This is a genomic window from Bacillus sp. EA-CB0995 (assembly GCF_055814245.1).
The window spans coordinates 1,283,019-1,298,729 of sequence record NZ_CP169269.1; the positions used below are offsets into that span (position 1 = coordinate 1,283,019).

The 15,711-nt window shown below is 39.3% G+C and carries 15 protein-coding genes, 1 pseudogene and 1 other annotated feature; of the genes and pseudogenes, 13 read left to right on the plus strand and 3 right to left on the minus strand.

Features of this window, described 5'->3' with window-relative positions; all coding sequences use genetic code 11:
• Window positions 1-16 precede the first annotated feature (16 nt).
• The 5 genes from ACEWFJ_RS06670 (at window position 17) to ACEWFJ_RS06690 (ending at window position 5,142) form a co-directional block, all read left to right on the plus strand.
• Window positions 17-457, plus strand: coding sequence for a D-tyrosyl-tRNA(Tyr) deacylase (locus ACEWFJ_RS06670; protein ID WP_090998590.1), 441 nt, complete (start codon window positions 17-19; stop codon window positions 455-457).
• Between the two features lie 182 nt (window positions 458-639).
• Window positions 640-816, plus strand: a complete 177-nt coding sequence (locus ACEWFJ_RS06675) for a hypothetical protein (protein WP_429708472.1) — start codon at window positions 640-642, stop codon at window positions 814-816.
• 69 nt (window positions 817-885) lie between these two features.
• Window positions 886-1,115: a binding site (T-box leader), on the plus strand.
• 67 nt (window positions 1,116-1,182) lie between these two features.
• Window positions 1,183-2,454 carry a histidine--tRNA ligase gene (hisS, locus tag ACEWFJ_RS06680; protein WP_473691185.1) on the plus strand — a complete coding sequence of 424 codons (1,272 nt, stop codon included), beginning with the start codon at window positions 1,183-1,185 and terminating at the stop codon, window positions 2,452-2,454.
• A 12-nt stretch (window positions 2,455-2,466) separates the two neighbouring features.
• Window positions 2,467-4,242: an aspartate--tRNA ligase gene (aspS, locus tag ACEWFJ_RS06685; RefSeq protein ID WP_473691187.1), complete on the plus strand. Its 1,776-nt coding sequence runs from the start codon at window positions 2,467-2,469 to the stop codon at window positions 4,240-4,242.
• A gap of 132 nt (window positions 4,243-4,374) precedes the next feature.
• The gene (locus tag ACEWFJ_RS06690) at window positions 4,375-5,142 is read left to right on the plus strand and encodes a tRNA threonylcarbamoyladenosine dehydratase (protein WP_473691189.1); all 768 of its coding nucleotides are present in this window, start codon (window positions 4,375-4,377) and stop codon (window positions 5,140-5,142) included.
• Between the two features lie 30 nt (window positions 5,143-5,172).
• Here the strand turns inward: ACEWFJ_RS06690 and ACEWFJ_RS06695 are convergent, their stop codons facing one another.
• Window positions 5,173-5,814 carry an RsfA family transcriptional regulator gene (locus ACEWFJ_RS06695; RefSeq protein WP_473691191.1) on the minus strand — a complete coding sequence of 214 codons (642 nt, stop codon included), beginning with the start codon at window positions 5,812-5,814 and terminating at the stop codon, window positions 5,173-5,175.
• A gap of 46 nt (window positions 5,815-5,860) precedes the next feature.
• Window positions 5,861-7,137: pseudogene (locus ACEWFJ_RS06700) on the minus strand (replication-associated recombination protein A).
• 621 nt (window positions 7,138-7,758) lie between these two features.
• Here ACEWFJ_RS06700 and cymR point away from each other — a divergent pair.
• The 7 genes from cymR to ACEWFJ_RS06735 all read left to right on the plus strand — a co-directional run bounded on the left by cymR (window position 7,759) and on the right by ACEWFJ_RS06735 (window position 14,050).
• Window positions 7,759-8,175 carry a cysteine metabolism transcriptional regulator CymR gene (gene cymR / locus ACEWFJ_RS06705; protein WP_090916825.1) on the plus strand — a complete coding sequence of 139 codons (417 nt, stop codon included), beginning with the start codon at window positions 7,759-7,761 and terminating at the stop codon, window positions 8,173-8,175.
• A gap of 35 nt (window positions 8,176-8,210) precedes the next feature.
• Window positions 8,211-9,356 (plus strand): cysteine desulfurase family protein, encoded by a 1,146-nt coding sequence (locus ACEWFJ_RS06710; protein ID WP_473691193.1) that lies wholly within the window; start codon window positions 8,211-8,213, stop codon window positions 9,354-9,356.
• A gap of 16 nt (window positions 9,357-9,372) precedes the next feature.
• Window positions 9,373-10,488, plus strand: coding sequence for a tRNA 2-thiouridine(34) synthase MnmA (mnmA, locus tag ACEWFJ_RS06715; protein ID WP_473691195.1), 1,116 nt, complete (start codon window positions 9,373-9,375; stop codon window positions 10,486-10,488).
• A gap of 112 nt (window positions 10,489-10,600) precedes the next feature.
• A complete protein-coding gene (locus ACEWFJ_RS06720; protein ID WP_473691197.1) occupies window positions 10,601-11,257 on the plus strand; it encodes a tetratricopeptide repeat protein in 657 nt (218 codons plus the stop codon).
• Between the two features lie 19 nt (window positions 11,258-11,276).
• The gene (recD2, locus tag ACEWFJ_RS06725; protein ID WP_473691199.1) at window positions 11,277-13,607 is read left to right on the plus strand and encodes an SF1B family DNA helicase RecD2; all 2,331 of its coding nucleotides are present in this window, start codon (window positions 11,277-11,279) and stop codon (window positions 13,605-13,607) included.
• A gap of 108 nt (window positions 13,608-13,715) precedes the next feature.
• Window positions 13,716-13,904: a hypothetical protein gene (locus ACEWFJ_RS06730; RefSeq protein ID WP_020060848.1), complete on the plus strand. Its 189-nt coding sequence runs from the start codon at window positions 13,716-13,718 to the stop codon at window positions 13,902-13,904.
• A 17-nt stretch (window positions 13,905-13,921) separates the two neighbouring features.
• Window positions 13,922-14,050 (plus strand): YrzQ family protein, encoded by a 129-nt coding sequence (locus ACEWFJ_RS06735; protein ID WP_098307973.1) that lies wholly within the window; start codon window positions 13,922-13,924, stop codon window positions 14,048-14,050.
• Window positions 14,051-14,110: 60 nt separating this feature from the next.
• On the opposite strand, the gene ACEWFJ_RS06740 is transcribed toward ACEWFJ_RS06735, so the two are convergent.
• Entirely contained in the window at window positions 14,111-14,323 is a 213-nt protein-coding gene (locus tag ACEWFJ_RS06740; protein ID WP_098307971.1) for a hypothetical protein, read from the minus strand.
• Between the two features lie 272 nt (window positions 14,324-14,595).
• Here ACEWFJ_RS06740 and ACEWFJ_RS06745 point away from each other — a divergent pair, with 272 nt between their 5' ends.
• Entirely contained in the window at window positions 14,596-15,672 is a 1,077-nt protein-coding gene (locus ACEWFJ_RS06745) for an AI-2E family transporter (protein ID WP_473692378.1), read from the plus strand.
• Window positions 15,673-15,711: the final 39 nt, after the last annotated feature.

The window sequence follows — 15,711 nt, forward strand, 5'->3', positions numbered from 1 at the left end:
TTAGGAGTGAATATATATGAGAGTTGTCTTACAACGATCAAAAGAAGCATCTGTAACAGTAAAAGGTGAAGTTGTAGGACAAATTCCTTTCGGCTTAACACTTTTAGTTGGAATCACCCATGAAGATACAGAAAAAGATGCAACGTATATCGCTGAAAAAATTGCAAACTTACGCATTTTTGAAGACGAAAACGAGAAAATGAACCATTCTGTATTAGACGTTGGTGGACAAGTTCTTTCCATTTCACAGTTCACGTTATACGGAGATTGCCGAAAAGGAAGACGCCCAAACTTTATGGATGCAGCAAAACCTGACTATGCAGAACGTTTATACGATTTCTTTAACGAAGAACTTCGCAAACAAGGGTTGCATGTGGAAACAGGAAAATTTGGCGCGATGATGGACGTTCAGTTAATTAATGATGGTCCGGTGACGTTGATTGTAGAGAGTAAATAAGAAGGAATGAAGAGAGGATATAGAAATATATTCTCTCTTTTTTATTTTGAAATTGAGGAAATACTGCTGCTAGACGAAAAATAAGCATGAAAAGGTAGTCGTTTCATTCGTAAGTATAACTCGTCGATCAATATGGAACACTAGTCATTAGAATTCCACTATTGAATGTGAGGGATATACATATGCGTATGAATGAGAAAGGAAACGCTGCTACTAACGGAGCGAATCAATTGTTTAATGTGAATTTCCATGAGTTTATTTCAAAAGAACAGGAAAATACATCGCTTGAACTTGCTTCTGAATTTGGGCTTTCTTTAAAAGATGTGAAAACATTAAAGAAACATCTTGGCCGTTCTTAAGAACCTTGACAACATTTGTGAATAACCGTATAGTAGTAAACAAATTCGTTTTATTACAGTTACATATGGTATAAACCGATGATAGAGAAGAGTAGATGAGAGACACATGAAAAGAGAGGAAATGTCCGGGGCTGAAAACATTTCTACATGATGACTGATCGAATGACACTCTGTAGGTTTCGTCTTGAACAGTTTAGTGCTTAGTAGAGATTGAACGCAATTTAAGCGTTATTAAAAAAGTGGAAGCATACGTGCTTCAATTAGGGTGGCACCACGGGTATTATACTCTCGTCCCTACTGTAGAATCAGTAGAGGCGGGAGTTTTTTTATTTTTATTATTATTGAAAAAATGAGGAGGAACTGAATATGTCTATTCAAATCCCACGCGGAACGCAAGATATCCTTCCTGGTACTGTGGAACTATGGCAGTATATTGAAGGACAAGCACGTGAAATTTGTCGTCGTTACAACTATAAAGAGATTCGTACACCAATTTTTGAACACACAGAATTATTTTTACGTGGTGTTGGTGATACAACGGATATCGTGCAAAAAGAAATGTATACATTCGAAGATCGCGGAGAGCGCAGCTTAACGCTTCGTCCAGAAGGTACAGCACCGGTTGTACGCTCTTATGTAGAAAATAAAATGTTCGGTGACGCTACGCAGCCAACAAAATTATATTATATCGGACAGATGTTCCGTTATGAAAGACCACAAGCAGGTCGTTACCGTCAATTTGTTCAGTTTGGTATTGAAGCGATTGGCAGTAATGATCCAGCAATCGATGCGGAAGTAATTGCACTTGCTGTTGAGTTTTACCGCGGCATGGGCTTAAAGAATATAAAAGTTGTTTTAAATAGCTTAGGTGATGCAGCGAGCCGTAAAGCACATCGCGATGCGTTAATTGCACACTTTGAGCCTCGCATTGGGGAATTCTGTTCGGATTGCCAATCTCGTTTAGAGAAAAACCCACTTCGTATTTTAGATTGTAAAAAAGATCGCAATCATGAATTGATGAGCACAGCACCGTCTATAACAGAGTACTTAAACGAAGAATCAAGTGTGTACTATGAAAAAGTACAAGGATTATTAACAATGATGGGCATTCCATTTGAGAAAGATCCAAACCTTGTGCGCGGTTTAGATTATTATCAGCACACTGTATTTGAAATTATGAGTGAGGCAGAAGGTTTCGGAGCGATTACGACGTTAAGCGGCGGTGGTCGTTACAACGGACTTGTACAAGAAATCGGCGGTCCAGAAATGCCTGGTATTGGTTTTGCGATGAGTATTGAACGTTTAATTATGGCGTTAAAGGCTGAGAATATTGAATTACCACTTGCTCATCACATTGATTGTTATGTTGTAGCGCTTGGTGACAAAGCGAAAGATCATGCTGCGAAAATTGTCTTTGACCTTCGTAAGGCTGGCTTAGCGGTTGAGAAAGATTACTTAGATCGTAAAATGAAGGCGCAGTTTAAATCAGCGGATCGTCTAAGTGCAAAGTATGTAGCTGTATTAGGTGATGATGAATTAGAAAAAGGCATTATCAATTTAAAAGATATGGCAACGGGCGAACAAGAAGAAGTTGCGTTAGATGTATTTGCTTCGTACGTAGCAGAAAAGTCTCTATAGGGGGAAAAGGAAATGGCTGAAAGAACGCATGCATGCGGAAAAGTAACAGTAGAAGCAGTTGGACAAGCGGTTCAATTAAAAGGTTGGGTACAAAAGCGCCGTGATTTAGGTGGATTAATTTTCATTGACTTACGTGACCGTACAGGTATCGTGCAAGTCGTATTTAGTCCCGAGACTTCGAAGGAAGCGCTAGAAGTAGCAGAAACGATTCGCGGTGAATATGTGCTGCACGTAGAAGGTACAGTTGTTGAACGCGCGGCTGGTGCAATCAATGAAAATATGGCAACAGGGCGTATTGAAGTACAAGCTACGAAAGTAAACGTACTAAATGCAGCAAAAACACCGCCAATTATGATTACAGATGATACAGATGCATCAGAAGACGTTCGCTTAAAATATCGTTACTTAGATTTACGTCGTCCTGCTATGTACAACACATTTAAAATGCGTCACGATGTAACAAAAACAATTCGTAACTTCTTAGATAGTGAAGATTTCTTAGAAGTAGAAACACCGATTTTAACGAAAAGCACACCAGAAGGAGCTCGTGATTACTTAGTACCGAGCCGTGTACATGAAGGAGAATTTTATGCACTTCCGCAATCTCCACAGTTATTTAAGCAGCTTCTTATGGTCGGCGGTTTTGAACGTTACTACCAAGTGGCACGCTGCTTCCGTGATGAAGATTTACGTGCAGATCGTCAGCCAGAATTCACACAAGTCGACATTGAGACATCATTCTTAACACAAGAAGAAATTCTAGAAATGATGGAACGCATGATGACAAAAGTAATGAAAGAAGCAAAAGGTGTAGAGATTCATGCACCGTTCCCGCGCATGACATATGCAGATGCAATGGCTCGCTACGGTTCTGATAAGCCAGATACACGCTTTGCGATGGAGCTTATTGATCTATCAGAATTTGCAGCAGGCTGTGGTTTTAAAGTGTTCACAAGTGCTGTAGAGAGCGGCGGGCAAGTAAAAGCAATTAATGCAAAAGGTGCAGCGAGCAAATATTCTCGTAAAGACATCGACGCATTAACAGAATTCGTAAAAGTGTACGGAGCAAAAGGGTTAGCTTGGTTAAAAGTTGAAGAAGACGGCTTAAAAGGTCCAATCGCAAAATTCTTTAACGAAGAAGATGCAAATGTACTTATGAGCACGTTAGAAGCAACTGCTGGTGACTTATTATTATTCGTTGCTGATAAGAAGAGCGTTGTTGCAGATAGCTTAGGAGCACTTCGTTTACGCTTAGGTAAAGAACTTGAGTTAATTGATGAAAGCAAATTTAATTTCCTATGGGTAACAGATTGGCCGCTTCTTGAGTATGATGAAGATGCTGATCGTTACTTCGCAGCTCATCATCCATTCACAATGCCGTTCCGTGAAGATGTAGAGTTATTAGAAACAGCACCAGAAAAAGCGCGTGCACAAGCATATGACCTTGTATTAAACGGTTATGAGCTTGGTGGTGGATCACTTCGTATTTACGAGCGTGATGTACAAGAAAAAATGTTCAAAGCACTTGGTTTCTCGCAAGAAGAAGCGCAAGAGCAGTTCGGATTCTTATTAGAAGCATTCGAATATGGTACACCGCCGCACGGAGGAATCGCATTAGGTTTAGACCGTCTTGTGATGTTGCTTGCAGGTCGTACGAACCTTCGTGATACAATTGCATTCCCGAAAACAGCAAGCGCAAGCTGCTTATTAACAGAAGCGCCAAGCCCAGTTGCAGATGCACAGCTTGAAGAGCTTTACTTACAATTAAAAGTAAAAGAAGAGAAGTAAGAACGAATCCTAGATGGACATACTAATTCCATCTAGGATTTTTTGTTTGAGTATATAACTTTTTCTATACAAATAGTCGGAAAAACGCTAGAATACATGGTAGACCATTTTTGTAATAGGAGTGTAGAACGCATGTTACATCAATTTTCACGTAATGAATTAGCCTTCGGAAAAGAAGGTATTGAAATATTAAAAAATAGTACAGTTGGTATTTTAGGAATTGGCGGCGTTGGTTCGTTTGCAGCAGAAGCGTTAGCGCGTTCTGGCGTAGGTCGTCTTGTATTAGTTGATAAAGACGTTGTCGATATTACAAATGTTAACCGTCAAATCCATGCATTACTTTCTACTGTGGGTCGTTCGAAAGTAGAACTAATGAAAGAGCGTATTGCTGATATTAACCCAGACTGCGAAGTTATCGCATTAGAAATGTTTTATACAGATGAAACATACGAAGAGTTCTTTAAATATGGTTTAGATTTCGTAGTGGATGCATCTGATACAATTACGTTCAAAATTCATTTAATTAAACAGTGCTTGCGACGTAAAATTAAAATCATTTCAAGTATGGGTGCAGCAAATAAAATGGATCCGACTCGTTTCCGCATTGCTGATATTTCCAAAACACATACAGATCCAATTGCAAAGGTCATTCGTACGAAGCTTCGTAAAGAGGGCATTAAAAAAGGTGTGAAAGTTGTATTCTCTGACGAAAATCCGATTGTGATTCGTGAAGATATTCGTAAAGAAATCGTTCCAGATGAAAACGCAAAAATTCGCAAAGCGAAATTACCACCGTCCTCTAACGCATTCGTTCCATCTGTGGCTGGCTTAATTATGGCAAGTCATGTTGTACGTGAACGTTTGAAGGCTATAGAAGTAAAACGTGTGGGACAAGAGTAAAAAAGAGAGGTGCTTATGCATCTCTCTTTTTTATTGTGAAACAATATCTAAATTTCCGTTCTGATCCATTTTAAAAATCGGTGCCATTTGCTCTTTCGGCTCGTCTAATATAACAAGCTTGCGAGCGCGGTCCATAATTCTGACAAGTGTTTCATAGTCTTCTTGTACAGATTGTTGTTGCTTCTTCAACGTTTCAAGCTTTTTCTCTAATTCTTGATGTGTTTTTCGCTGTTTTTCGAGCTGCCGATGTAATGTTTCGTTTTCAATCTGTAACTTCTCTAATCGCGGATTGTTTTGTTCAATGTTTTGAAGAAATGAGATTACCTCTTGCATCGTAAGTGATGGTTGATTGATGCTGAGTTCTTCTGAAAACTCAGCATCAATTATGACACTTTTCTTCGGTTTCAAGCGTGATATTTGCTGTTTTTGCTCCGTTGCTTGTATCCGCTTCAATTCTTTTCGCTGTTTTTTCGCAATTTGTACAGCTTCTTCATAGTTTTGCCGAACTTCTGCATTCCAACGAAAGCCGCAAGCGGCGGATGTTCGGTTTAATTGATCGCCAATTTCATCAAATGCTTTTAATTGGGTGCTGCCCTCGCGAATATGACGTAAAACGGTTTCTGCTAGAAGTAAATCTTCTTCTCCAGTCCATGCATCTTGGCGCATTTTCATTGCGAAACCCCCATATTTCATGTCGTTTTCGCTTATATTACCCTTTTCATTCACTTTTATACGAATGTTGCAATCTTTCATAAACAGAAGCGAGTGCTTGTTCAAATTTTCCTGTTTTCTTTGGTTTATAGTATTGTTTGTTTTTTATTTTATCTGGCAAGTATTGTTGTTGAACCCATCCATTTGGATAGTCGTGCGGATATAAGTAACCAATACCTCTACCGAGCGTTTCAGCGCCTTTATAGTGACTATCTTTTAAATGGGAGGGGACATCGCCTGTGTGTCCATTTCTAAGATCATGTAAGGCTTCATCGAGTGCTTTATATGCTGAATTTGATTTTGGTGATAAACATAGTTCAATGACTGCATTTGCAAGCGGAATACGAGCTTCTGGAAAGCCAACGCGTTCTGCGGATTCAATGGCAGCCAGCGTACGCGGCCCAGCCTGTGGGTTTGCAAGCCCGATATCTTCGTATGCCATAATAAGTAATCGTCTGCCGATACTTTGCATGTCACCAGCTTCAATAAGGCGGGCTAAATAATGAAGGGCTGCATTTACATCGCTTCCGCGAACTGATTTTTGGAAAGCTGACAATACATCATAATGTGCATCGCCGCCTTTGTCGTGTACAAAACTTTTTTCTGTAAACATTCTTCAGCTATTTCAAGTGAGACTTCTACTGTTTCTTCATTTGTTGTAAAGCTAGATAAGACAGCGAGCTCAAGCGCATTATAAGCAGAGCGCATATCACCGCCCGATGCGTTTGCAAAATGAAGCAGAGCTTCATCTGTTACTGTTACATTGTACTCTCCTAGTCCTTTTTCCTCATCTGTTAAAGCGCGTTTTAATCCTTGTAAAATATTTTCTTCTGTTAAAGCGTGTAACTCAAAAATTTGACAACGGCTCCGAATAGCGGAATTAATTGCGTGAAATGGATTGCTTGTTGTTGCCCCGATTAATGTAATGAGTCCGCTTTCTAAGTGAGGAAGAAGAAAATCTTGTTTTCCTTTATCTAATCGATGTACCTCATCTAAAATTAAGATAAGGTGTCGGTGCATTTTTGCTTCTTGGACAACAACTTCCATATCTTTTTTATTATGAGTAACGGCATTTAATAGGCGAAAAGGCATACCGATGCTGCCGGCAATGGCGCTTGCAATGGATGTTTTTCCTGTTCCAGGAGGTCCGTATAAAATCATTGATTGTAGATGCTTTGCTTGTACCATCCGCCATAAAATTTTGCCTTCGCCCACTAAATGTTCTTGTCCGATAACTTCTGTAATATTGGTCGGACGCATTCGATGCGCGAGTGGTTGTTTCATATGTTCTCTCTCCTTCAGTGACCGTTCGTTGTTTATCCCGCTATTCGCGGGCAGTAATACTCCCACCTCAAAATTTGGTAAAGCATTGTCCAGCTCCAGTGGCTAGAATGTTCGGTGGCTTCGTTTCTTCCTACGGGGTAAAAAACACCTCTACGTCAGAAGCTCCATCCCCCTCACATTCTGAACGAGCCACTTCCGCATTTCTTCGTTGTCCAGCTCTAGCGGCTAGAATCTCCGGTCGTTTCGCCCCCCTCGGACGAGGCAAAAAGCGCCTCTCCGCCTTAGGCTCCAACGCCCTGCGATTCTGAGCGAGCCGCTTCCGCTTTTCTAAAGAAGTTAGATGGGAGATAAACTGCCCGTAAAAGCCCGATTGGTGAGGGCTAATAATCAGTGGGGGATAAAGAAAAGCCCCACTGATTAAAGTTTCACTTTATGTTATAAATTCCGAGTTATTTGATATACTTATATGTTATCATTTCTGTTAGAAAAGTTGAAATTTCTTATCATACTATATTATGCTATAATTTCAAAGGATTTTGATTTCAGAGAGTGCTCTTCCTACTAAATAAAAGAATAACTAGCCAAGTAAAAGTGAAAGATTTGAAAAGAGGTGCAACATATATGAAAATCTCAACAAAAGGCCGTTACGGTTTAACGATTATGATTGATCTTGCAAAAAAATTTGGAGAAGGTCCAATTTCATTAAAATCAATTGCTCAAGCACATGATTTATCAGAGCATTATTTAGAGCAACTAATTTCGCCGCTTCGTAATGCCCGTCTTGTAAAAAGTACACGCGGTGCATATGGTGGTTATGTATTATCGGATCAACCAATTAACATTACAGCTGGTGATGTCATTCGTGTATTAGAAGGTCCGATTAACGTAGTAGAAATGTTGGATGAAGAAGAACCCGCACAGCGTCAGCTTTGGATACGTGTTCGTGATGCGGTACAAGAAGTTCTTGATAGTACAACGTTAGAAGACTTAGTACGCTATGAAGAAGAAAACAACGGTGGTTATATGTTTTACATTTAATTCCGTGTGTAACGATTTGGAAAGAAGGAGATATAATGGAACGCATTTACTTAGATCATGCTGCGACATCTCCGGCTCACCCAGAAGTAGTCGAAAAGATGATTCCATATATGACAGAAGCATTTGGTAACCCGTCAAGCATCCATTTCTTTGGGCGCCAAGGCCGTCATGCAGTTGATGAAGCAAGACGTGCGTGCGCGCGCAGCATCCAAGCAAATCCAAATGAAATTATTTTTACAAGCGGCGGTACAGAGGCTGATAATTTAGCTCTTCTCGGCGTAGCTCGTGCAAATCGTAAGAAAGGAAATCACATTATTACGACGTCGATTGAGCATCATGCGATTTTGCATACATGCAATGTGTTAGAGCGGGAAGGGTTTGAAGTGACGTATTTGCCTGTTGATGAAACAGGGCGTATTCGTATTTCTGATCTGCAAGAGGCATTAACAGATCAAACGATTCTTGTATCGATTATGTTTGGAAATAATGAAGTGGGTACAGTGCAGCCGATAGCAGAAATTGGTGCTTTATTAAAAGAACATGATGCTTATTTTCATACAGATGCAGTACAGGCATACGGTTTAACAGCAATTGATGTGAAAGAGCTTGGCATTGATTTATTATCAATCTCTTCCCATAAAATTAACGGTCCAAAAGGTGTTGGCTTTTTATATGCAGGGCAGCATGTGAAATTTGAACCGCTGTTAACAGGCGGAGAGCAAGAGCGAAAACGCCGCGCTGGTACAGAAAATGTGCCGGGAATTGTCGGGCTTTGGCAAGCTGTTTTGTTAGCGGAGCAAACTCGTGAGCAAAAAATTGCCCAATACAAGGAATTTAAAGATATAATGATATCTGTCTTTAAACAAGAAGACATTACTTTCGAGGTAAACGGAAGCTTCGAGCATAGCTTGCCACATGTGTTAAATATAAGTTTTACAGGAATGAATATTGAGTCATTTCTTATGAATCTGGACTTAGCAGGAGTTGCGGTTTCAAGCGGATCTGCTTGTACAGCCGGCTCTATTGATCCATCACATGTGCTCGTGGCGATGTTCGGAAAAGAATCCGATAAAATACGTTCATCCGTACGTTTTAGCTTTGGTCTTGGGAATACGAAAGAACAAGTCGAAAAGGCAGTGTACGAAACAGTGAAGATCGTGAAGCGATTAACACAAAATTAATATAGGAGGTGACATGATGAACAAACTACCTCACGAAACACGCGTTGTCATCGGGATGTCCGGTGGCGTTGATTCATCTGTAGCAGCAATGCTATTAAAGAAGCAAGGCTATGATGTAATCGGAATCTTTATGAAAAACTGGGATGATACGGACGAAAACGGCGTATGTACAGCAACGGAAGACTATAACGATGTCATTGAAGTATGTAACCAAATTGGAATCCCGTATTATGCAGTCAATTTTGAAAAACAATATTGGGATAAAGTATTTACGTACTTTTTAGATGAATACCGTGCTGGGCGTACGCCAAACCCAGATGTAATGTGTAATAAAGAAATTAAATTTAAAGCATTTTTAGATCATGCAATGGCGCTTGGTGCAGACTATGTAGCAACAGGGCACTATGCACGTGTAGCGTATATTGATGGTGAGTATAAAATGCTCCGCGGCGTTGATGATAATAAAGATCAAACATATTTCTTAAATCAACTAGGCCAAGACCAATTATCAAAAACATTGTTTCCGCTTGGTGAGTTAAAGAAGCCGCAAATTCGTGAAATGGCGAAAGAAGCAGGTTTAGCAACAGCGGCGAAAAAAGATAGTACAGGTATTTGCTTTATCGGAGAGCGCAATTTTAAAGACTTTTTAAGTAACTATTTACCAGCGCAACCAGGTAAGATGCAAACATTATCTGGCGAAGTCAAAGGGAAACATGACGGTTTAATGTATTATACAATTGGACAACGTCACGGCCTTGGCATTGGTGGCAATGGTGATCCATGGTTTGCTGTTGGAAAGAACTTGAAAGAAAACATTTTATATGTAGAACAAGGATTCCATAATGAGCTGTTATATGGTGACGAAGTGTTTGCTACAAATGTAAGCTGGGTAAGCAATAAGCCGAAAGAAAAAGAATTTACATGCACAGCAAAATTCCGCTATCGTCAAGAGGATAACGCTGTAACGGTTCAAATTGTTGATGAGAATACAATTCGAATTCTTTGTGATGAGCCAATTCGTGCTATTACACCTGGACAAGCAGTGGTCTTCTATGATGGAGATGAGTGTTTAGGCGGCGCGACAATCGATGAAGTATACCGTAATGGTAAGAAACTCGATTATTTAGGATAAGAAAGAAAAACCTCTGCCTTGTACCGGTCAGAGGTTTCTTTTTAGTAAAGGCGAATTTTTGTTCGCTCGGAAAATAGATTCTTTGTTATAATTTGTTGTAGAGGTGAGGAATATGTCAAACAAGCTTGAAACAGGCATTCAATATATGCAAGAAGGAAACTGGGAAGAAGCAGCAAAAAATTTTACAGAGGCCATTGAGGAAAACCCAAAAGATGCACTTGGTTATATTAACTTTGCAAATTTATTAGATGTATTAGGGGACAGTGAGCGTGCTGTTGCCTTTTATAAACGCGCGATCGAATTAGATGAAAAATCTGCTACAGCGTATTATGGACTAGGAAATATATATTACCAGCAAGAGCTTTTTGCACAGGCAAAAGAAGCGTTTGAGAAAGCGATGCAAGCAGGGCTGCAGACCGGAGATGTTTCGTTTATGCTTGGCATTACATATGTGCAGCTTGGAAATGATCGCTTAGCACTGCCGTTTTTACAACGTGCAGCTGAGTTAAATGAAAGTGACGTTGAAGCTATTTTTCAATGCGGATTATGCTTTGCGCGTCTAGAACATGTAAAAGAAGCAAAATCTTATTTTGAAAAAGTTGTAGAGCTTGACGAAGAACATGCAGATGCCTATTACAATTTAGGTGTTGCGTATGCGTTTGAAGAAAAGAGTGAGAAGGCGCTTGCGATGTTTAAGAAAGCTGTAGCTATTCAACCAGATCATTTTTTAGCAGGTAACGGTGTTCGTTTATTAGAGCAAGACGTATAAACCGGAAAGGAGGGGAACGATGGGAAATCAACATGCAATGGATTTGTTTGAGGAAGAGCAGAAGTTTATAAAAGCACAAGTTCTTCATACCATTTTCCACAACGAAGAAAACCTCTATTCCGTTGTCAGTATGAAAATTATTGAAACGAACGAAACATATGACGAAAAAAAGGTCATGATAACGGGTTACTTTCCCCGGATGCATGAAGATGAAGTGTTTACACTAACTGGTCATTTTAAAGATCACCCGAAGTATGGGAAACAATATCATATTGAAACGTTTAAAAAAGAATTGCCGCAAACAAAAACAGGAATGGTGCAATATTTAGCGAGCGATTTATTTAAAGGAATTGGGAAACGAACAGCTGAAAAGATTGTTGATCATCTTGGTGAACATGCAATTTCGAAAATTATGGATGATCCTGCAGCTTTGGACGGAATTGTAAATAAGCAAAAAGCACAGGAAATATACGATACGATTATTGAACATCAAGGTCTTGAAAAAGTGATGAGCTTTCTAAGCGGTTATGGATTTGGAACGAAGCTTTCTATTAAAATTTATCAACAGTATAAAGAAATGACGCTTGAAGTCATTCGGAATAATCCGTATCAGCTTATTGAAGAGGTAGATGGTATTGGTTTTGGGCGAGCTGATGATATTGGACGAGCGCTTGGTATTTCTGGCAATCATGCTGATCGTGTACGTGCGGGATGTTTTTACACATTAGAGCACGTTTCGCTGCAAGAAGGTCATGTATATATGAACAAAGACCAGTTAGTGCAACAAACAATGGAGCTATTAAATAAGCAGGAAACGGCTGTTACAGAAGAAGATGTATTGCAATGCGCGGAAATGATGCAAGGGGAAGGCAAAGTGATTATAGAAGATGAGCGTGTGTATTTAGCTTCCTTGTATTATTCCGAAAAAGGTGTTGTTGCCTCTATTCATCGTTTGCTTACGCAAGAAGAGCTTCCTTCGTTTCCTGAATCGGAATTATTGTTAACGCTTGGGACAATTGAAGAACAGCTCGGAGTGCAATATGCACCGCTTCAGCAAGAAGGTATTCAAACAGCTCTTCATAAACCGATGATGATTTTAACAGGAGGGCCTGGCACAGGAAAGACAACTGTTATTAAAGGGATTGTAGAAATGTATGCTTCTCTTCATGGCTTATCACTAGACCCGAAGGATTATAGTGATGACAATCCGTTCCCTATTTTATTAACAGCACCGACGGGCCGTGCAGCAAAACGAATGAGTGAATCAACAGGCTTGCCTGCTTGTACCATTCATCGTCTGCTCGGATGGACACCGGAAGGGTCGTTTCAGCGTAATGAGCACGATCCTGTTCAAGGAAAATTACTCATTATTGATGAGTTTTCCATGGTTGATATTTGGCTTGCGAATCAATTGTTCAAATCATTGCCATCCACCATTCAAGTCATCATCGTTGGAGATGAAGATCAATTACCATCTGTTGGTCCCGGACAAGTGTTGAAAGATCTATTAGAGTCGAGCGTTATTCCGACGGTAAAGCTTACGGAAATATATAGACAAGCGGAAGGTTCATCTGTTATTCAACTTGCCCATGCAATTAAAAAGGGTGTGTTACCTCCTGATGTAACACAAAACAAAAAAGATCGTTCATTTATTGCGTGTGCAAGTACGCAAATTGTTGAGGTTGTTAAGCAAGTGTGTGAAAACGCAAAAACAAAAGGATTTAGTGCGCGTGATGTACAAGTGTTAGCTCCGATGTACAAGGGGCCGGCGGGTATTAATATCTTAAATGAAGCGTTGCAAGAAGTGTTTAATCCGAAGAAAGAAAAAAGTCGTGAAATTGCATATGGCGAGGTTGTGTACAGAGTAGGAGATAAAGTGCTTCAACTTGTTAATCAGCCGGAAAGTCAAGTGTTTAACGGCGATATTGGAGAAATTGTATCGGTCTTTTATGCGAAAGAAAATGTGGAACAGCAAGATATGGTTGTTGTTTCTTTTGATGGTATTGAAGTAACGTATATAAAAGCAGATTTAAATCAAATTACACATGCGTATTGCTGTTCCATTCATAAATCACAAGGAAGCGAATTTCCGATTGTGATTATGCCTGTTGTGAAAAGTTATTATCGCATGCTGCGCCGCAATTTAATTTATACAGGGATTACACGCAGCAAAAAGTTTTTAATTATGTGCGGAGAAGAATCGGCGTTTCAATCTGGTGTAAATCGCCTTGATGATGCACTTCGTCAAACAACATTATGCGACAGGTTACAAGGAAAGACAGAAGCAACTGAGATTGTGACAGAAGAGGGTCTCGATGTGGAAAACATTTCACCGTATGATTTTATGTAACGAGGTGAAATTATATAGTGTAATGCAGTTCTTCTCATGTATAAACATATATAGTTTGGACATAATGGCGTAATAGAATACGGGAGATTGTAAGGAGATGAACGCCATATGTTCAGTTGTCCAAACTGTAAAGGAAAAGATATTGGAAAAATCGGTGTGAATCAATATTATTGCTGGAACTGCTTTATTGAATTATCGATTTCAAAGGGGAAAATTCATACACATCAAGTCGAAGAAGACGGTTCATTAAGTTCTTTAGATGATTTGTTTGATGAGAATGAACGAACAATCGGCTAATAAGGAGAGTGTTAACTTTGAAATTGCGCTCATCATTAATTGCATTAGGTGTAGGAGCAGCAGCATATCAATATGCACGTAAGCAAGATGTATTTTCAAGACGAAATATGAAAAGAGCACGTAAAATGCTTAAGTCTTATTTATAATTCCCATTATACATGCATGTTTCAGATACGAAAAAAGCTCCTTAATTTTAGGGAGCTTTTTTACGTGCTTGTGTAGAGATAAAACAGTCCAATTTGGGAGAATAGATGAGAAAGTCCATAGCAGCCAAGCCCTAGTACACCATAATACCAGAGATGCCTGGCACGTTCTTGTGTTGAAGAAGGAATGAAAAAGCCTTTCCAAATGCCAAATCCAATACATACCCATTCTAATAGCATGCAAAGTGCGGAAAGCCCCAGCATTAACCAAATCATTTTACGCCTCCTAACTTTGTTGAACCAATCGGACTTTTACGGACAGTTATCCCTTACCTATCTTCTTCGGGTTCCTCACAATCTTGAGGTGAGGATCTTATTAATGCAGGATAAATAATAACGAGGACAAGAAATGCTATGAAATTGCACTTGTTAATTTGAGTATATGTATTCTTCTACAAAACAGTAAGAATACCTACAAAAAAACCCCAGTAGGGTGGGGTTTTTTAATTTTTACACATAACCTTCTTTATTTCTCTTCAAACTAGGAAATAGAGGAGGTTTTTCTATTGAAGAATCTTAAAATTATTTGGATTTACCGGTTAGGTTTATTATTGCTAATTTTTTTATGCTTGCTTGTTTTTTTGAAAATCAAGCCGCTTTGGGCTCCGATTTTATATGTGTTCAAGGTTGCTATTACACCATTTTTAATTGCTTGTTTTATTGCTTATTTATTGCATCCGCTTATCGAAAAATTGCACGAAAAAGGTGTGCCCCGAACACTTGCTATTTTGCTCATTTACATTCTTTTCTTCGGCGGTCTTGGATATGGTGTGTATAAAGGAACGCCGGCTGTTATTGCACAGTTGCAAGAAATGAACGAACAATTTCCTCAAATTGTAAATATGTATGAAACATGGACGGATGGAGTAACTGAGCAAACTGAAAATTTTCCTGAATTCGTGAATGAGAAAATTAAACAAATCTTTGCGGGAGTTGAAGGGAAGATACAAGTGCTTTTAAATAAAGTGATGAGCACGGCAAGAGGGATACTTGATTCACTCCTTATTATTTTTTTAATTCCATTTATCGTATTTTACATATTAAAAGACTACGGTGAATTTTATCGTATTTTTTGGAAGCTTGTACCGAGTAAGTGGCGTAAGAACGGTCAGCAGTTAGCGCAAGAAATTGATAAGTCTCTTGGAAATTATATTCGCGGACAATTATTTGTTTGTTTAATTTTAGGAGGGGTCTCTACGCTATCATTTTGGTTTATCGGAATGAAATATCCGCTTCTCTTAGGGATTATCGTTGGGGTTACTGACATTATCCCGTATTTCGGTCCTATTTTAGGAGCAATTCCAACATTAATGATTGCCGCGACAGTATCAACGAATTTAGTTATTAAAGCTGGAATTACGCTTGCAATTTTACAATTTGTTGAGAGTAATATTTTGTCTCCCTATATTGTAGGAAGATCTCTCCGGATGCACCCTGTAGTCATTATGCTTGCACTGCTTGTTGGAGGTGAAATTGGCGGCATTGTAGGACTGTTGTTATCCGTACCACTGTTAGCAATTCTTCGCACTATTATTGTACATGCGAAGCCATTTTGGAAACATTGACAAATGGAAACTGATTCGCTACAATTTGTGCATATAGTA